Here is a 19,399-nt window from a genome sequence, read left to right as displayed (position 1 = left end):
TCAATGCTTCCTCGAATAAGGGGCGAAGATGGCTGTTTTCTAAAAAGCTATCTTCTAGGAATCTACTGAGCTAAAAAGATAAGCTCTGATGAGGCTCAAACCTCACCAGAACCGTATTCGCAGTGAATAACTTACTTCTTCTTCACGACTTGCTTGATGGCCATTTCAGCCAGTTTTGGCGTCGCTGCTTTCAATGCACTGGGGGCAACCTTCTTACCCGCCTTGACCGCTTTATTCAGTTGGCCTTTAACCGACGTCCCTCTTTTCATGGCTTCTAAACGTTGGCGATTTCTCTGAACGTTATTTGCGTCAGCGATACGCTCGATCAACGTCTGCCTTAAAGTATCTAAACCAAACTGTACCTTTTCTGGCGCAATCGCCAGCGGTAACACGATATCGGTTTGCAGCAATATATGATTGTATTCGAGCGCTTGAGCAATGATCTTCGCTTTGGTCGATGTTGGATTCTCTAAGTCATACGGCGGTTGCCAATCGTCTACAGGCTTTAATCGGTCTACCTGATTCACAACCGACACCACAATCGGCTTCTTGCGTGAGATGTTCTTAGGATCGTCATAGAAAGCATCAAATCTATCTTTCAATTGCTTATCCAAATCACGCGCAGATTGATTGGCTTTAAGCACCCATAGCACCACATCGGCTTGGGTCATCTCTTTCAGCATTAAGGCTTCGGTTTTAGGATTGCCATCAAGCCCCTGAAGATCAACAACGCGAACATCATTGTCGTCGACAAACGCGTTGTAAACCGTTGAAGTGTCGGTTGATGGCAGCACATCCACTTCTGCAACCAACTCTTGCTTAAGCGCATTGATAAGCGAAGATTTACCAGAACTGGTTTGCCCCACCAACACGATTCGCACGGGTTCTAATTCAGGAGCAAAGCGTTGTTCGTCGAGTTCAGACACATCGGACGCTTTAAGTGCTTCATCTTCAATGCTGAAACGTCCGCTATAGAGGTCAATCGCGACCGCCGCGACTTCATCTAATAAGGCTTGTTTGGCGGCGTATTGCATGTCATCAACCACACCTCTTGTCATTGAAGATGTCGCTTGCTCTCTACCTAAATCAGAAACAACTTTTAACGGGTTCAAATAGAGGTTTTTGAGGTGATTCCCCCAAATGGCGGCCTTAACGATCTTCTGCCCTAGCTCGCCATATTTATCATAGGCTTCGTAGCCCGCCTTAATGTAAGAAACCTTGAGATACTCAATGCCCGGTATATGCTCTCGCACTACCAGTTTGTAGCGTCGGCTTACCTCTTCGAACAGCTTTAGCCCTTCAGGAATCGAGAAATCGAGCGATTTCTTATCAAACTTTTTCGCCACAAACTCAAGTACTTCTAAACCAGTTTGGTCGAGATTTCCCCACTCTATCTCAGCCATTAACTGCTGACGTACATAGTGTTTTGAATCATTCCAAATCGACAGTTCTGCTTGAGACCACTCCTCAGACGCTTTGACCATCGCATCATTTACTAACGCACCATTGACTAACGTATCATCGATGTCAGCGCTCTTAGGTGATGATTCGGTTTCACCCTCGCTCGCTAGATTTGCAGATGTATCGCTATAAGTTGGTTCGCGAGAAGAGCGGCTAGAGATGAATAAAGGAATGGTGAACACCAAGGTACTCACCGCAATGGCAATCGACATTTCCAACAGATAACCGTATTTGACCGCCAAGAAGACACCAAAGCCCATCATGATAATGCTTGGGAAGATCGCCGAAATCAGGGCTATACCCCAACGCCCACTGGATAGCACGGCAAGTAATCGAAACAGGTTTCTAATTTTCTTCATAACCCGACGCCGCCTTACCTTTTTTCAGGGATTCTTTGTAGATCTTCTGCATCTCTTGTTCAGACACTTCTTCACCTTTGTTCTTATGATAGAAGTAAAAACAAGCCGCGCGACCTAAACCATAAGAGGTGCCGAAACTCATTGCCGCTGCTGCAACCGCGCCGACCGTTTGACCATAAACCGGAATCAACTTTATCAGTTGTCGAGTGCCCAATTTCATTCCGTATTGCAACGCAAAGCTACTTCCCAAAGTGCCTATCAATTCACTGAAGACTCTCTTGTTCCATTCGACACCATATTGATTCGCCAAACTATGTAGCATTTTCGCTTGAATCGCAGGTACCGACACCAAACCGACACCCGGAATCAGGTCGCTCGCTGCCGCACTTCCTGCATACCAAAGCACTTCGTTTTCAACTTGATCAAAGTTGGCTTCTTCTTGCGTGGAATGCTCTTTGTCTTGCACCATCATTCCAATAACAGGAAGAATACTGGTCAGCTTTTCTAACAAGATGTCATAGTTGTAAATTGAGCCACTGTTATTGCTCGAGTCATCCGTTTCAAAATCCACCGCGACGGATTCAAACTCTTTACCCCAAGCCTTCTCTACTTGGTTGGTGTTGAACTGAACCTGCCTTGCTCGATCTGTTTCACTGGAAGACAACACTGCAGTATGAACAAGCAGCAAGTGTTTAATTTTCTTCTGTTTATTAATCTGCTTTAGAGCCGCAAGCACTGAGGATTGTTCAGGTTCGTCGGCTTTCATTACAACGACTAACGCATTACCTGCCTGACCAATCTCTTCCAGATCCTCTTTCGCATCATAATTCGCTTCGCTTAGTCCTCTGGTATCGAGAAAGCGCATCACCGGTTTGTCTTGTGGGAATTCATAAGACATCGCCGTCATGGTACAAGGCGCAAAACCATTGCCAACTTCAACAGAAGAGTCGCCAGTCACCGCCTGAATAAACGATGACTTACCTGCCCCCGTTTTCCCCAACAGCCACAAGGTCGGCAGATGCTGACGCTGGTATTCATGGGCCTGAGTCAAGTCTGGGTTCTTGCTCGGATTAATGAAGTCTTTTATTTGATCAAACATGTTTAGAGTAACGCTCACTTGATGTTGAGATTCGAGTTGATGACAAAGCAATACTGACTTATATAATCACAAATCATATTAAACTTATGTTTGTTCAGTCGCACAGGTTTACAATGCCTAAACGCTTGTTTTTATTTGCGCGCTCATTTTTATAGACGCTTTTTTATACGTGCGGGTATCATCGTATTGATTCACGCATCGAACAGACATAAGCAAACATCGACAAACACAGAGAAGTAAAAGGTAAGTATGGAACAAATTTATTTAGCTGGCGGTTGCTTATGGGGCGTACAGGAATTTATTAAGTACGTTCCTGGTGTTATCAGCACAGAAGCAGGCCGTGCCAATGGAAGCGCCCAGCTAACAGAAAACGGGGCGACGCAATGCAATGGCACACAAAGCGATTACGATGGCTATGCAGAGTGCGTACAAATTGAATTTGATCCAAGCGTCACGTCTGTAATGATTTTGATGAAACACTTGTTTGAGATTATCGACCCTTACAGCGTCAATAAACAAGGTGTCGATGTGGGAGAGAAGTACCGCACAGGCGTATACAGCACTAATGCAGAACACTTAACCGAAGCTGAGCACTATATTGCTTCAAGAGATGATGCCGACCGTATCGCACTCGAGATATTGCCGTTAACTCACTATGTCGCGAGTGATGATATCCACCAGCATCACCTAAGCCAGTTCCCTGAAGATCACCACTTGTGCAATATCCCTTGGGATCTGCTGCATAAGTACAAATCCTAGACTTAAACGTTACGCCTTGAGCCTAGAAACAGAACACTAAAAAGCCCCAATAAGCATTTACCTATTGGGGCTTTTTAAATTATTTCAGTATGAGCTAAAGCCAGAAAGCTTATTGAGTGATTTTCAAAAGCTCTCCGTACATATCACATTAAACTTTGGCAGGTCAAACGAACGGCTACCGCAATCGGTAGCCGCTGTAAAAAGTTATAGTTTTTGATTTAAAAGGAATTAGCCTTCGGCTGGCGTCACTTCGTCTTGTTGCTCGACTTTGTCATCGACTGCTTTAACAAGTAACAGGCCGACAGAGAACACAATCAAACCACACAGAACGAATACCATGCGTCCCCACATAGGGTTTGGCAGTACGAACATAGTCATTACGCCCACACCCGCTACCGCGATAAGTGAACCCAACATACGACGTTGCTTGTTATCCAGTTTCTTCTGTTCATTACTTTCAGCTACTAACGGTGTTGCTAGGTTATTGAAGAACTTGTCGACATCTTTCTCACGGTGTTCCGGTAATGGCTTATAGAACAGTGTTGAAAGAACGAAGAAGCCAGCAGTAAATACGATGTGACCGATAAGGCCGATAGCCACTTTTAGGTCAGCCCACTCACGGCCAGTTAGTTCGTTTAGACCGAACCAGTTTTGAATCATGTCCGCTGTGATAACGAAACCAACGAAGTACGAAACCACACCACCGACTACTAGCGTACCCCAACCTGCCCAATCCGGTGTTTTACGGATGAAAAAGCCACAGAATGCTGGAATTGTCATAGGGAAGCCGATCAATGCGCCCACGTACATCATGGTGTCGAAAAGGCTCAGACCTTTAAGAGAGTTGATGAACAGAGCAACCAAGATGATCGCGATACCGAAGAAAGTAGACGTTAGCTTAGAAACAACCATTAGCTCTTTCTCTGTCGCTTTAGGACGAAGAATCGGCTCGTAGAAGTTCTTAACAAAAATACCTGAGTTACGGTTTAGACCAGAGTCCATTGAAGACATAGTCGCAGCAAACATCGCGGCAATCAGAAGGCCAACCATACCAACCGGCATGTACTCTTGAACAAAGTAAAGGTAAGCGAAGTCAGCGGCTTTGCTGCCAGCTTCTGGGTAAGCAGCGGCTAAATCAACACCTTGACCTGCCATGAACCATGAAGGCATGAACCAAATGATTGGACCAAGCGTCATTAGTACACAAGCAAGCAGTGCTGCTTTACGTGCGTTGTTTGAGTCTTTCGCTGCAAGGTAACGGTAAGAGTTCAGCATGTTATTGGTGATACTGAACTGCTTCAAGAAGATGAACACCGCCCAAATGCTGAAAATGCTTAGGTAGTTAAGGTTATCACCCGTGATAAATGAATCGGTTGGGAAATCATTGATGATTTGCGTGACACCGCCACCGTGGTAGACCGCTACTACAGCACACGTTACGGTCACTGCCATAATGATAACCATCTGCATAAAGTCAGATGCGATTACCGCCCAAGAGCCGCCCGTTACTGACATCACCAATACAACCAGACCCGTTAGGACAATCGTCGTTGTCATGTCAAAGCCGAAGATACCCGATGCGATGATCGCAAGGCCGTTCAACCAGATACCAGCAGAGATAACGCTGTTTGGCATGCCAGACCAAGTAAATACTTGCTCATTCACCTTACCAAAACGCATACGAATCGCTTCAATTACCGTCACAACGCGCAGTTGGCGGAACTTCGGAGCGAAGTAAAGGTAGTTCATTAGGTAACCGAATGCGTTCGCGATGAAGATAATCGCTACGGCAAAACCATCGGTAAAAGCTTTACCTGCTGCACCAGTAAATGTCCAAGCACTGAACTGGGTCATAAATGCGGTTGCACCTACCATCCACCACAGCATATTACCTCCCCCACGGAAGTAATCACTTGTCGTACTTGTAAACGTTCGGAACATCCACCCTATCGCAATTAAGAATAGGAAGTAGATGCCAACTATCAGGGTATTGAGTTCCATCTTGAGACCTTTTTATTTATGTTTTTTTGTTAAGGTCACTATAGATAGATGGTAACTATATTTGTACTACAATAATTTAAATGCGTGACAGTGATCTTACAGTACAGCACTCAAATAATCATACAAGTGATCGAGTTCAAATTTGCAACAACAGTCAACACGATGCATCAAACTTACACATCCCAAACGTTAATTTTCAGTTCAAACATCAAAGACAAGAACCATAAAACACTAAGATACTGATAGGTAAGAAAATAAACACAAAGGACAAATAACTAACATAGAAGCTAACGTCATATACGAGCCATCTACAAGGTAAATGGATAGAGAAACTCCACTTACCAACAAAGTGAAAATGTTTATTTTGTATGATTACTAGAAGCTACAACTAAATAAAAAACCGAACCGTTCCGAAGTTCCGCAACTTGGCACCTCAATAATGAAAACTTGAAAACCACTAATATAAGCTGACAGTCTTTCACGGAAGTGAAATGCTTTTGACACACCGATTACACTTTCCCCGTCCATTAAAAAGGTGTCATTATGAAGAAATACGTCCCAATCTTAATTGCTCTTAGTACGATGTCTTCTATGAGCTATGCAGCCACCAGCAATGATGATGTTGTTGTTGACTATTTGCAGATGCGAAAAGGCGTGGCTTACCAAGTCAACCATTCAAAGCCATTTACTGGCCAATTTGAAGAGAAGTTCGATAACGGCCAAATCGCGACCAAAGCCCAATTTTCCGATGGTCTAGAACTTGGGTTAGAAACAAATTGGTATCAGAATGGCCAAGTCGCTTCTAAAGTGAATTACGTTAAAGGTAAACTGCAAGGCAAGGCTGAAACCTGGTATCCCAACGGTCAGAAAAAAGCTGAGCTCAGCTATAAAGACAATGAGCTGTCGGGTGCTGGCTCTCGTTGGTATCCGAATGGCGAACAAAGCCTAACAGTCGAATTCAGTCACGGGAAAACAAATGGATTAGTAACGAACTACTACCCTAATGGCAATAAGGCTAGCCAAGCGAAATTTGATGAAGGCGAAGTAGCAAACGGGAAACTCACTCGCTGGAATACTAACGGTGACAAGGTTGAAGAACTGACCTTTAAAGACCACAAAATCACGTCTAAACAAGTTTGGATGCCGACAGAAAGCTAGTCCAGTATAAGTTTGTGCTAAGGGCTAGTTTACTGAGACTGTCCTAAATCCTGTATAATTGGCCCATAGCACTGCTCTTCCTGAGCGCATATTACTAGAACGGACTGCATTGTCATGAGGCTACTTTTCAGAGGTAATCTCAGCGTGAATAACGTTGATCTTATCTATCAACCTCACCTACCTATCAACCCCACCTCTTCGTACCTGATACATTGAAAAGTGCAACTGCAGTAGTGGGTCAAACGGATTCACTTGAACGTGCGGTGAGCAACCGAGAAGCTTAATCGTTAATCGTCTTGATAGATGCCCCAGATAACCCTCAACTCAAATTTCAGACAAAAAAACGCTCATGTTGCCTGTATCAACATGAGCGCAAGGGCAGATCTTCACTACCATGTCCTACCTTTCTAAACGAAAGCAAAAGTTATAATTAGAATAGTTGGGAGCAATAATTAAGGTATTACCTAAAACACCTTAATTATTTTTTTTAACATAGACTGAAGACTGACAGCCTTCTCCACCTCTAGCTTACTGTCCCCAAAACAGATAAAGCCCACATGTTTCAATTCATTCAAAAATTCACATCGTCGATGGTTCATCCGACAGCATTAGACAACCTGCCCTCATACCAATCTCAAATTCAAGATCAGCTTTGTCGCTCAGCCATCATAGTGATCTTATTCACCCACCACCCGAACGACAAAGAATAATAATATATTACAAATAAAATCTACAGTGAAACATTACTATTTTTGCTATAGCGCACATTACAGAAGGAAGCCCTAACAAATAAATTAATATTTATTCTTTTAAAACAATGGATTACTTAATCCCATCAATTTTTAACGATCTGTGTAAATGAGATTTATGATAACAACAAGATCTAATTCACAGATCGACCTTCACATTACCTATAGCATATTTGTATTATTTTAATGCAAACAGAGCTCGGCGAATTCAACAGATTCAAAAAGACTGTTGCATTAATCAAACGAATTACCCTATTTGGCTCTAACTTGAGGCCAATACTCAACCTATAAATATGGAATTAATACCATGAATAAAACTAAAATCGTGATTGCTGTGGCATCTGTACTCGCTGCTGGCTCTGTATCTGCGGCGTCTTTCGATATGAGACACGAATACAAGAGTCATACAGATCAACACGCCACTCGTGTAAAACTGGGCGATAGCATTGGCAACTTCCTTGTAGATATCGAAGCGAAATTCAAGGGAGAAGACGGCGAGTTTATGGAAGATTTGAAGAATAATGGTTGGGAACTTGGTCTTAATTATCGCCATGTGCTTAACGATAACTGGACGATGACTTACGGTATGCCAATAGAAGGTCGCGAGTCTGGTGTCACATACAAACCTCAAGTTCGCGCGACATACAGTGTCGACAGCATTGACGGTTTAAGCCTAAGTGCACGTTACCGTTACGATATGAGACAGAACACAAAATCAATTGCAACTGACTCAGACGGCAAGCCAATCTTAGATAACGGCTACTTAACTTATCAAAACGATGAAAACCAACGTCGCCATCGCTTAACAGCAAACATCAACTACTCAATGGAGAACTGGCGTTTCGGTTTTGAAGGTAACTACTACAAAGCAGATGATTACAACATCTACGACAACGATGATACAAACTACGAGTTAAATGCAAGTATTCGCCACATTATGGGTCAATGGGCACCATATGTAGAGTTTGGTGATGTGAGTACTTCATCGACTAAAGCGACTCGTGAACTGCGTAGCCGTGTTGGTCTAACTTACAGCTTCTAATCGATAGCTATATAAATAATCTAAGATAATTACTGTCCTAATTTTCTAAGACCTAAACAAAAGCCAGCTTAATCGCTGGCTTTTTATGTTTTCAAATCAGGTTATTCAACAATGATTCACTTACAGGAAGGTACAACCCTAACGGCTGATCCGATATAAAAAGGAAAGTGTCACTTCATCATTAGGCACGACTCGCTTCTGCTGAGCCAAAAACAATTCCGCTGTCGAAACGGCATCGGCTAATGCATTGTGGCTGTTGTACTCAGGAAGCCCGTACCTTTCGCGAGTCCCTGCCAAGGTTAAATCGACTTCTTCATGATTGCTGATCGCTTTCTCCATGCTTTTCTCAATACACAAGGTATCAAGCCAAAGCAGAGGAATCGCTCTTAAACCGTAGCATCGAAGAAGGTATTGGCTAATGAACTTCTCTTCGACCACACAAGCGTGCGCGACGATGATCTTACCTTTTGCGGCTTCGAAAAACGTCAGCATAGCATCATGAATTGAAGCGCCCTCTTCCAGCATTTGTGGTGTGATGTGGTTGATAACTGCAGTTTCAGCATTGATCTGCGAATCGTTATCCAGATAAATATGCTTGGCGGACGCTAAGTCTATTCGCCCCTTGACCACATCGACCCAACCCATAGATAGAATAAGGTCTTGCTCGCTGTCTAAGCCTGTAGTTTCAAGATCTAAAACGATATATTCGCTATCTTTGGCCAAGTCCGTCATCTCTGGGCAAGGTTGATCCACAAGAGCATGTAACGCCTCTGGCAGCTTAACCGTATTCAAATATTGCTTTCGTGTGCGCTTAATTTTCTCAAGAGGATGAAAGTAATTTAAAAACGATTTCATTAGCGTGCTCCGAAACGGATTTTCGCGGCTTCTTGAAGGTCAGCAATGATCCTAAAGGCATCTTTCAAGTGTTTACGCTCAAAGCTACCAAAGCTATCTGGGTTGATGTTGTTGTCAGGCACATCCCCGTTCTTCAGCGCTTCAAGTTGATGACCAAATCGGAAAGAGAGAATGAACTGGTAAGAGCCCAGAATGTTCTTGAATGCGTCGTCGCTCAGCATGCCTTTTTCATTGGCAGCTGCGAAACGTTCATCGGTTGCTGACAAATCACATTCCACCGCTAATCCGTAAATACGCGCAAGATCAATAATCAAGTTAATGGCGTACTTCTTCACATTGAGTGTTTTCTTGTTCTCACCCGATTTCTCTAGAACCAAACTATTGAAAATACCCAATGGCGGGTTGGTGTTTACCGCATCTTTCACTAGTGTGCTTAAAAACTCACGGTTACTGCGAATGTTAGAATGCAACTCATCACGAAGAATGCCTTCGAACTCACTGTTGCCATAGATGGTTCGAATTTCTAGGAACACACTGATGTTGAGTAAGCGTTCGTACTCAGGGTTAGCCACCCACTTCTTGTAGTAGTGCTTCCAAACGCTGAGTGGCTGACACCATTTTGGTGTCGCAGCCATGAATTTACCCGGACACAATGGATAATCACAACTCGCTAATCCGTTAGTCACCATCATCGCTAAATGTTTGAAGTAAATACGGTCACTGTCTGTCGCATCGTCAGAGAGTACAATCGCACTATCTTGATCCGACAGCATATGAACTTCATTACGAGCGTGCGAGCCCGCAACAATCCAAGAAAAATCACAAGGTGGTGGGCCTAACTTATCAATCGCTATCTGAATCAATCGGCGTGTGTAGGCGTCCATAATCATGGTCATAACCTTACCTACGGTTTCCGGTGCAACCTTGCCTTCCACCAGCGCTTCAAAAATAGCTTGTCGCTCTGGGGTAAACGAAGACATGGTTTTCACACTGCCCGCGTATTTGATTTTCTCGATTAAGAAGATCGCTTGGACACGGTGGTTTTGAACTAAGTGAGACGTAGTGAGAAGACCAACGACCTTATTCTCTTTCACAACGGGCAAGTTACGGATGTTGAATTGCATCATGATAGACGCAGCATGCAGCACCAGATCATCCGGTTTTACCGTCAGTGGAGAATGCGTCATCACCTCGGAGATCAGGCTATCAGTGCTGACACCGTGGGCGATCACTCGCTTAGTCATGTCACGGTCGGTAATCAAACCAACAATGGTTTCACCCTCATAGATCACGGCACATGGCGAGCGTTGATGAAGCATTTCAACCGCGACCGACTGAATAGTTTGTTCAGACTTAACGATAGCCACCTGCCCGCTTGCCACTTCTTCAACCTTACGAATGAACAAGCCTTTTTCTTTATTTGACCACACAACATCAAGTGCCGACTTCAACCGAACCTGCGCCTGTGATGCAAAGTGTTCTGCGCAGCTTGGGAATGCCTTGAACAACGCTTGAAGCGCCGAATGTGGAATCACATAAAGTAAGCTATTTTCGATTGCGATCGCTCTGTAGCCTTTCTCGTCATTAACTTCAGAATCTAAGAACGTAAAGCCGAACAAGTCTTCACTGCCTAAACGAGCACGAAGTACACCGTCTGACTTTCTTTGCTCCATAGAACCGGTTCGGATGATGTAGAGCGACTTTTCTTTACCCGACTCACATAGATCAACCACATCCCCCTTGCCGAGATAAGTGATCTGAACATTGGAGGCAAGTTCACGAAGTGCTTGTTTAGGGATCTTATCGAAAGGATCTATCTGACCGATAAATTGAAGAATATTTGGCAAAAGAGATTGAGGCATAACCATACTCGCATTTGTTTGATTAGTATTATTATATAATTAATATATCGAGTTGCGAGTTGATTTTTAGGTTGAATAGCAGAATTGATCAAGTTTTAGAGATCAGAATAAGAAGTGCAATGTCAGAAACATAAAAATACAGATACAAAAAAGCACGCTAAATGCGTGCTTTAAAATTTGTAAGGGCACATCAAGTGCTTTCAGTTAGCTTGTTACAGGCAATCGGTGGTTTGATTCTTGCAAGTGACTTGCCGAAACTTGGCGTGCTTTATCACTATTGCCTGCCATAATGGCTTCGTATATTGCGCGATGTTCGTTAATGCATGTGCTGCCTTCTTCTGAAGAGTGCACAATAAAGTTAACAAACATCGTCGTCAATATGTTGCCAAACGGTAAGTAGAAATCATTACCCGTTGCATTGAAGATAAGGCTATGAAACTTCATATCAATATCTAACCAGCGAGCTTGGTCAAGCGTTTCTTCGCTAGAAATTTCTACCATTTTTTGGAAAATTTCTGATAATTCAATACGTTGCTCTGCAGTTGCAAACTTAGCTGCCAATGCACACGCTTCAGGCTCAATCGCACGACGTAAACCTAAAAACTGATGACAAAACTGATCGGTATCAGCTAGTCCATCCATCCATTCGATAAGCTGAGGATCTAAAAAGTTCCAGTATGCACGATCAACAACGCGAGTGCCGATTTTAGGGCGTGACTCTAAAAGGCCTTTTGAAGTTAGAAGTTTCACCGCCTCTCGCAACGCCGTGCGGCTAATACCAAACTGCTCACACAGAGCCATCTCACCAGGGATAATCGAACCCTGAGGTAAATTACCCGACAAAATACCACGAGCGATTTCACGTGCCACCTGCACATGAAGGCTTCGCTTAGAGCCTGAAATAGATTTGAAAGTTTCTGCCATGAGTCTACTTACTTATTAGATATGTATTATTTAACTCGTACTATAGCACTGAAAGTATAATGCACCAAATGAGGGGGATAATAACGTGAGCTCCCTTATACTCTATGGTTCTATCAAAATCCCACAAACTTTTCGAAGCTTATCACTACCAGTCGTACCTTCTTATTTATACATACAAATAGTTCCTATTTACGCAATTTTGGCATGCGTAACATCACAAAAATCACCTTAACTTGTGAGTTCCCCTTCACTGCGACGCATTTCTATCGTTGTACACTTGATTGAACTAGGTGTTATTGTATGATTTATTAAAATAATAGGTGACTGTAGATGTTTGACTCGATAGCCGCTACAAGCATTATCCCTCAAGCTTAAAGTCGCGCTAACTTAAATCTATCCGCTGTTTTTATACTTAATACGTCAGCCTGAGGTGGTTTATATGGCTATATTTTCATTGGTGGCAGATTCAAGCCGCCGAATTCATGTTCAAGTGGCTCGACAGATTGCGCGTAAAATTCTGTCGGGAGAGCTCAAAGAAAAAGAGAAATTACCCAGTGAAATGGAGTTGTGTGAAGTCTTTGGCGTCAGTCGAACTGCACTTCGCGAATCGACAAAGCTACTTTCAGCCAAAGGGCTTATCGAATCAAAACCTAAAGTGGGGACTCATATCAGGCCACGTACTCAATGGCACTTTTTAGACCCTCAACTCCTAGATTGGATTCAAGATCTGGAAGACACCAAACCCTTCTTATCTCAATTTTTAGGCTTAAGAAAAGCGATTGACCCAGAAGCGTGTGCGCTTGCGGCATCCAACGCTACGGTAGAGCAACGTAAAGAGCTTTCGATTCTTTTCCAAAAGATGACCATCGCAGCAAATGGCTTTGATTATGAAGAGTGGACAACCAACGATCATCTGTTTCACCAAACGATTTTCTTGTCGACGGGTAACCAGTTTTACATTCCGTTCGCGAACATTCTGTCGACGATTTTCAAACAGTTTATCGACCACTCTGCCGAAGGCGGTCGCTTCTGTTTAGAAGAGCATAAAGCGATATATGATGCGATTATGTCAGGCAATGCGAATCAGGCTCGAATAGCCTCTCAAGCTTTACTTGATGATGAAAATCAAAAGCTGTCTAGGGTTGAATTAGCCATCGCATAACCAAGATTGACCAGACTGACTCGTGTATCCCAATACACGAGTCAGTCAGTTTTAGCGCCCATTTTTAACCATCCATTACCGTAGTGTTTCATCTTTAAATGTTGAACTCGGGTCCTCTCAGAGAAAACTTACGGTAACACACATAAGGTGTTGTTTGTGTCTACACAATCGTATGTAAGGAAAAATTTCTCTCTCGCCTGGCCCCTAGCCCTAAACGGTATATTGATGCAGTCGATGTTGATGATCGATACGCTGCTGGTCTCTCCTCTTGGTGAAATACCTTTGGCTGCCATGGGAATTGCGACGACTATGGTTGCCTTTGTACTCGGTATTCAAATGGCGCTGGCAAACGGCACTCAACTAGTATTAAGCCGCGCCGTAGGTTCTGGCATCACCGCTTCATTATCCAAAGCGTTTTGGGCAGGTCTGTTCATCAACTTAGGTATCGCGACAATATTTTGGTTTCTACTCACCTTTTTAGAACAGCCTTTAATTCAAGCCTTAACCGACGATAAAGCCCTTTACTTAGAAATCAGCCACTACCTTGATATCTCAAAGTATCTCGTCATTTTCACTGCATTAACGCAAGTGATTATCGCCCTATTTAACGCATTAGGAAGAACCAAGATACCGTTTAAAGGGTATTTGATTGAATTGCCGATCAACGCTGTACTTTCTTATGGGCTCATTCACGGCTTTTCAAATTTCGAAGGTATTGGTGTTCAAGGCGCCGCGCTAGGCAGTGTTATTGCTATCACCCTTCGCCTTGTGTATCTGGTTCTTTGCGTGTATTTCAGCTCAGCAATTTCACTCAAATTAGACGCCCAACGATCAGAGTTCATGACAAACGTTCGCCGTCACTTTATCGAGATATTCCCTGTCGCAGCAAATGTAACCATGCTGTTGATTGGCGCAACGATTTATCAGTTACTGTATTCGCAACTTAACATCAACGCGTATGTTGCGATTACTTTGGTGATGCCTTGGATTAGGGCTGTCTCTCAATTTATTACCGCTTGGGCTCACTCTTCCGCAATTACTATCAGCCAAGCGATTGGCTCTAAAAAGATGGATGACCTAGTCAAAAACGTCGATACCAGCATTGATATTGCGGTAGTCATTTCTTTTGTGTGTGCAATCTTGTTCGCAGGCTTAAGTATGGTGATTGGTGACATTTACCCGAACTTGGACGAGTCTACATATCAAGCGTTGGCCGTTATCGCCCCACTCTACATCTTTTTACCGATTGTTCGTGGCTACAACACAGTCCATGGAAATGTATTGAGAGCACTAGGAAAAACAACCGCAGTCTTCAAAATCAACTTTACTGGTCAATGGGTAATTTCAATTCCATTGTGTGCATTGATCATCTTTGGATTAGACGGCTCTATCTTTTGGGCATTTGCCATTCAGCCCTTTGAAGAGCTAGTAAAAGCGCTGCCCTTCAGACATCTTGCTCGCAAGTCATTGATAGAGTTCGACTCAAACAAAGCCAACGAATTGATGTATGACTGATCGCCACCAAAAAGTAACAAAGTTACTGTCCCGAGAAAATGTCTGAACTGCTTGTGTAGTCTCAGGCTTATCTCATTTAGATCGATATAGCTCAAATGAAGAGCCAAGACATTTCGTTACGCCATAAAGAATAAGGCTGCATTAAATACACTTCCTTAAAAAATATCGTTCCAAGAATGTCTAAAAACAAGCATAAAAAAACCCACTCAAATGAGCAGGTTCTTTATCCAACCGTGTCTAAACGACGTGATTACTTCTCTAGTTTAGCGAAGTAGTCGAAGATTACTGGTACGTCGTTTTGACCAAGGCCAGCATCTACAGCAGCTTGTAGGCTTGTTGCGGTACCTTGAGCGATTAGAGACTCAGTACCTAGCTCTTCGCAAAGAGCAAGGAAGTAACCAAGATCTTTGTTTGCGTTAGCAACAGAGAAACCTAGCTTCTCTTCGCCGTCTACCGCGTAGAATTTACAGAATTGCATGAACGGAGAGTTAGATGGACCTGCAGACATAATGTCAAACAATTGCTGACCATCAACACCAGCGCGTTGAGCGACAGCGAAAGCTTGAGACATAGTCGCAACCGTTGTCATACCCATGAAGTTGTTTACAAGCTTAGTCACGTGACCAGCACCTAGAGCGCCAAGGTGGAATACGTTTTCGCCTTGCTCTTCAAGAACAGGTTTAACTTTGTTGAAAGTTTCCATGTCGCCAGCAGCCATGATGTTCAGAAGACCATCTTTAGCATGGGCTGGAGTTCGACCTAGAGGTGCGTCGATCATACCCGCGCCTTTTTCAGCAAGAGCTGCGCCGATTTGCTTAGTAGAAGCAGGGATAGACGTACCGAAGTCTACGAGTACTGCACCTTCTTTGATGCCCGCTAGAACACCGTCTTCGCCGTAAACGATTTTTTCAACAACAGCAGAGGTGGTAAGGCAAAACTGAACAATATCACTTGCAGCTGCAAGCTCTTTAGCGGAAGTGAAAGCTGTAGCATTGCCACGAGCAGTAACACGAGCCATCGCTTCTTCGCTTAGATCCATTACGTTTACGTGGTAACCGCGTGTTTGCAGGTTTTCAACCATGTTGCCGCCCATAAGACCTAGGCCAATGAAACCGATTACAGGTTTAGTCATGTTCAACTCCAAATATGTTATTGTATGATTATATACTCATTATAATAACTAGCCGAATCCCCTAAGGCAACCGTTTTAGGACTTTCGTGCGTGATCCAGCGCATGAATTTCGAATGCGGATACTGACATCACTTATCGAATTGGCCTCATATAAACCCAAAGAATAGGTCTTGTGATTAATAAGTGACAAATCAGATAGCAACTCAGTCTTTCGTCCTTCATATCCGACAATATCTAACCGGATACGAATCAGTAAATCACTTACAGATAAAGCTTGATAGGTTTAATTAGTGTACATTCCTATCGTTCTGACCAAAGAAAAATGAGTCAGGCACACTCTTAAAGTTCCCCCCAATAAATCAAAGCGTCTGACACCTTTCCCTGCCCCCTAAAGGTACTAGAGTAGCTCACAACAAGAACTTGCCGAGTCAAGAATAATGCGGCAAAAACACTGTCATTTTTCAACAACCTTATCCAGTAAGTAATAAATTTCGGACAATACAACACCATCAATTGTATTACTTATAAGCACTAAAAGTTATTGGAAGTTATCGTAACAATACTCGTAGAACCAGATAACAACGTTCATTTTGTTAAATCGTTTCGTTGTCAATGCGCCGCTGCAGCATTAAACGTTTCTCTAAATTTAGGGGCTGTTGATCTTTCGAGCTGGGTTTTGCAGCATCTTGTGGAAAATTTATACAAGGAAGAGGCTTTGACGTGTAGCTGGCCTACATGAAAAGCCGATAACGCTGTAGAAATGAACCACAAGAGCTGCCCGAAGGGTTCGGCTAAAATCGTTTTATGCTTTGTTGAAGAATATTTGCTTAGAATGACTAGGCTACATACTCTTCGCCGCGCCTAAAACGATTTTATCTCGAACAAAACTTAACCACGAAAGGTCAACAGCCCCTAGTCATCAACCCTAAACATCAGATGTAAATTGAATCCAATTAATTCAAACGATCTCACCCTCAAACCACACGAATAAAAAAACCGAGCAACTCGCAGTGAGTTACTCGGTTTGACTTATTCCCGATGTATTCAGTCATTGTTGGTATCAACGAACGATTTTGCAATCACGACTGAATTCAATGTGATGCTTCGTTCCCGCAAAGCACCACATCAACACAAGCCATCGTTAAATAACTTGCGTGTCAATCATTTACAGTTGAGCAAATGATCCTTCCCACGAGTATGTCTCACCCGCGAACTCAACTGTGTGAGTTGCTTGCTGCGTGTCTTCAGCTTGGTTTGAAATACCGTAATGGTAAGTGTTACCAGAAGTAGTCTGAATGCGAACAACAGTCCCGACACTGTTATGGCCCACAACAGACACTGATTTAACCAGACCACGAGCGCCTACAGAGGCTTCGATAGACTCGTTAAAGTAACCATGCGTTTCTAGTACAGAAGCAAACACGTGGTTTTGACCAGACTGACGTAAGATAAGCGCAGGCTCACTCTTAAGGTTAAAGTCTGGATCGTTAGCACCAGTGCGAGCAAAGATTACTTCACTGCCCGCATTCGCGCTGGTTACTAGGCTGTAGTAGCTGCTGTCATGTAGCCAGCTCACCAGAGAGCCCTCTTGGTTCACTTTGCCTGAAGCAACGTTCCATAAGTGCTGGTAACCGTTGTCTTCACCTAGCGGCTTCAGCGTGCTTTCGATGTTGTAGTCGAAGTCAGTACGGATGATTTGACCCGAGTGGTGAACGGGTAGGTCGTACTGGTGTTCAGCGTCAGCTTCGATGCGGTATACATCGATAACTAGTGGCTTCTCGAACTCAGGAAGTTCAGCAAGAATCACGCTGCGTTGCATGTCTACGCCGGTGTAGTACTCAGAAATTGTGCCGCTCATACCTTGCAGAGACTGGTCGTCTGCTACGAAGAAGTGCTTCTGACCAAACTTAGATTCAGCCAATGCCGTATCGAAGTTGTTCTGTGTTTTCTGATCAACCGTTACTGTGTTGTGAGCAACTGTCTGCTTACAGTAAGACTTGTTCTCTGGGATGTAACGACCGCCAAACTTAGGCTCAACGTTTACCCAGCGACCGAAGCCGTAATCGTGCAGCACTTCGTGGCCACGGTTGAATACGCTTAGGTGTAGCCCATCGTAGTGACCGTGGTCTAGCGCAGAGTGGTACTGGTGATCGCTGCCGTGTTGACCAAACCAAATCAACGCCATCGTGTCGTCGTCTTGTTCGTCACGGTGACGAAGAATGCTTACGCCGCCTTTTTCGCCTTCAGGGCCGTCAGTTACAAACAGGCTACCCCAGTTGAATGCTTTGATGTCGTCTGCTGCATTGACAGCGTCAGATAGCGTTTTACCTGAAGCATGGACCCAAACATCTTGTTGGTGATTAGCCATACCAAGTAAAGTTTCAGTCTGCTCATAGCGGTGGTAACACACAGACGTTGCCATAATAACGCCTTCATCGTTAATAGAAATCGTCTTCGATGAATCGTTCAGAGCTGGCAATGTACCGTCTGGGAATGCCGTTTTGAATACCGCGTAAGACGTTGTCTTGATCACTGAGTCGTTGAATTCGTAAATACCAAGATCTGGCTGACGACGTTCAATCGCTTCTGCGAACAAGTAGATTGGACGTAGTGAGAAACGGTGGTAGTAAGGACCTTCCATGTAGTAGCCGTCTGGCGAGAACAGTTGGTCAAGTTGTGCTAAGAAACCGCCGCTTACTTTGTCGAGTTTCAGGCCGTAAAGCGCTTTGTCTACTGACTCTTGATCGTTGATTGCGTAACCACAGATACCGACTGCAGCCACTGCCCATAAACCGTGGTTGTGTACGATATCGAAGTCGTGTGCGTAAGTAACAACAAACATTTCGATCATTTGCTTAAGAAGATCGTCTTCAATCAGACGCTTTTGTTCTTCAGAAATGGTGTGGTAGATACAGCTGTACGCACAAGAAGCGTAAAGCATCCACATGTTTTCGTTCAACGTTTGGTGGAACAGCTTACCCGGAGGGTTAGAGTCACGGCTTACGTTGCTTTCAAGTGTTGGGTACACCGTCGCGTACGCTGTTAGCATATCAACGATGTAATCACGGTACTTTGTTTCCTCAGTGATAAGGAACAAACGGCCCGCTAGATCCATATGGATGTAGTTTTGCTTGTGACGGTTGTGCTCGTAACCGCCGCCTTCACCGTGACCTGGTACTTCAATGCCAACTTCCGCCATGTAAGCGTCAGTTTGTTTAATGTCGCGAGTCAGTGCGTTACCTAAAAGGCTATCCTTGCCAAGTTCTTTACGAAGCTCTGCTGCTTCCTCAAAGTTAAGTAAAAGTGGTTGATAGCTCATTA

Annotated in this window: 14 protein-coding genes; 6 read left to right on the top strand and 8 right to left on the bottom strand. The window is 43.7% G+C overall.

What is annotated here, in order from left to right; genetic code table 11:
* Window positions 1–131: 131 nt before the first annotated feature.
* A complete protein-coding gene (locus AB4180_RS10770; protein WP_102250338.1) occupies window positions 132–1,820 on the bottom strand; it encodes a GTPase family protein in 1,689 nt (562 codons plus the stop codon).
* Window positions 1,807–2,919: a YcjF family protein gene (locus AB4180_RS10765; protein ID WP_102250339.1), complete on the bottom strand. Its 1,113-nt coding sequence runs from the start codon at window positions 2,917–2,919 to the stop codon at window positions 1,807–1,809. The genes AB4180_RS10770 and AB4180_RS10765 overlap by 14 nt, the downstream gene beginning before the upstream one ends.
* A 249-nt stretch (window positions 2,920–3,168) precedes the next feature.
* Between AB4180_RS10765 and AB4180_RS10760 the strand changes: the two genes are divergently transcribed.
* Entirely contained in the window at window positions 3,169–3,678 is a 510-nt protein-coding gene (locus AB4180_RS10760; protein WP_102250340.1) for a peptide-methionine (S)-S-oxide reductase, read from the top strand.
* A 228-nt stretch (window positions 3,679–3,906) separates the two neighbouring features.
* Here AB4180_RS10760 and AB4180_RS10755 read toward each other — a convergent pair whose 3' ends face one another.
* Complete coding sequence (locus AB4180_RS10755; RefSeq protein ID WP_017092962.1) at window positions 3,907–5,679, bottom strand: sodium:solute symporter family transporter; 1,773 nt, start codon at window positions 5,677–5,679, stop codon at window positions 3,907–3,909.
* A 543-nt stretch (window positions 5,680–6,222) separates the two neighbouring features.
* Between AB4180_RS10755 and AB4180_RS10750 the strand changes: the two genes are divergently transcribed.
* The 3 genes from AB4180_RS10750 (at window position 6,223) to AB4180_RS10740 (ending at window position 8,628) form a co-directional block, all read left to right on the top strand.
* The gene (locus tag AB4180_RS10750; RefSeq protein ID WP_102250341.1) at window positions 6,223–6,837 is read left to right on the top strand and encodes a toxin-antitoxin system YwqK family antitoxin; all 615 of its coding nucleotides are present in this window, start codon (window positions 6,223–6,225) and stop codon (window positions 6,835–6,837) included.
* A gap of 557 nt (window positions 6,838–7,394) precedes the next feature.
* Complete coding sequence (locus AB4180_RS10745) at window positions 7,395–7,547, top strand: hypothetical protein (RefSeq protein WP_157936324.1); 153 nt, start codon at window positions 7,395–7,397, stop codon at window positions 7,545–7,547.
* A 346-nt stretch (window positions 7,548–7,893) separates the two neighbouring features.
* Window positions 7,894–8,628, top strand: a complete 735-nt coding sequence (locus AB4180_RS10740) for an oligogalacturonate-specific porin KdgM family protein (RefSeq protein WP_009846528.1) — start codon at window positions 7,894–7,896, stop codon at window positions 8,626–8,628.
* A 138-nt stretch (window positions 8,629–8,766) separates the two neighbouring features.
* On the opposite strand, the gene AB4180_RS10735 is transcribed toward AB4180_RS10740, so the two are convergent.
* The 3 genes from AB4180_RS10735 to AB4180_RS10725 all read right to left on the bottom strand — a co-directional run bounded on the left by AB4180_RS10735 (window position 8,767) and on the right by AB4180_RS10725 (window position 12,269).
* Window positions 8,767–9,483: a 3'-5' exonuclease gene (locus AB4180_RS10735; protein ID WP_012603745.1), complete on the bottom strand. Its 717-nt coding sequence runs from the start codon at window positions 9,481–9,483 to the stop codon at window positions 8,767–8,769.
* Window positions 9,483–11,345: a DUF294 nucleotidyltransferase-like domain-containing protein gene (locus tag AB4180_RS10730; RefSeq protein ID WP_017103045.1), complete on the bottom strand. Its 1,863-nt coding sequence runs from the start codon at window positions 11,343–11,345 to the stop codon at window positions 9,483–9,485. Before AB4180_RS10730 ends, AB4180_RS10735 begins: the two co-directional genes overlap by 1 nt.
* Window positions 11,346–11,549: 204 nt before the next feature.
* Window positions 11,550–12,269 carry a FadR/GntR family transcriptional regulator gene (locus AB4180_RS10725; protein WP_009846525.1) on the bottom strand — a complete coding sequence of 240 codons (720 nt, stop codon included), beginning with the start codon at window positions 12,267–12,269 and terminating at the stop codon, window positions 11,550–11,552.
* 439 nt (window positions 12,270–12,708) lie between these two features.
* Here AB4180_RS10725 and AB4180_RS10720 point away from each other — a divergent pair, with 439 nt between their 5' ends.
* Both AB4180_RS10720 and AB4180_RS10715 read left to right on the top strand, forming a co-directional pair.
* The gene (locus tag AB4180_RS10720) at window positions 12,709–13,431 is read left to right on the top strand and encodes a FadR/GntR family transcriptional regulator (RefSeq protein WP_029222931.1); all 723 of its coding nucleotides are present in this window, start codon (window positions 12,709–12,711) and stop codon (window positions 13,429–13,431) included.
* A 147-nt stretch (window positions 13,432–13,578) separates the two neighbouring features.
* The gene (locus AB4180_RS10715; protein WP_017099070.1) at window positions 13,579–14,946 is read left to right on the top strand and encodes an MATE family efflux transporter; all 1,368 of its coding nucleotides are present in this window, start codon (window positions 13,579–13,581) and stop codon (window positions 14,944–14,946) included.
* 250 nt (window positions 14,947–15,196) lie between these two features.
* Here AB4180_RS10715 and AB4180_RS10710 read toward each other — a convergent pair whose 3' ends face one another.
* Together AB4180_RS10710 and AB4180_RS10705 are read right to left on the bottom strand one after the other, a co-directional pair.
* Window positions 15,197–16,078, bottom strand: a complete 882-nt coding sequence (locus AB4180_RS10710; RefSeq protein ID WP_012603741.1) for an NAD(P)-dependent oxidoreductase — start codon at window positions 16,076–16,078, stop codon at window positions 15,197–15,199.
* 1,165 nt (window positions 16,079–17,243) lie between these two features.
* A complete protein-coding gene (locus AB4180_RS10705) occupies window positions 17,244–19,397 on the bottom strand; it encodes a heparinase II/III family protein (protein ID WP_009846520.1) in 2,154 nt (717 codons plus the stop codon).
* Window positions 19,398–19,399 lie beyond the last annotated feature (2 nt).

It is taken from the genome of Vibrio sp. 10N.286.49.C3 (assembly GCF_041469545.1).
Lineage (GTDB): Bacteria > Pseudomonadota > Gammaproteobacteria > Enterobacterales > Vibrionaceae > Vibrio > Vibrio tasmaniensis_A.
This window is presented reverse-complemented; position numbering and strand designations above follow the sequence as displayed.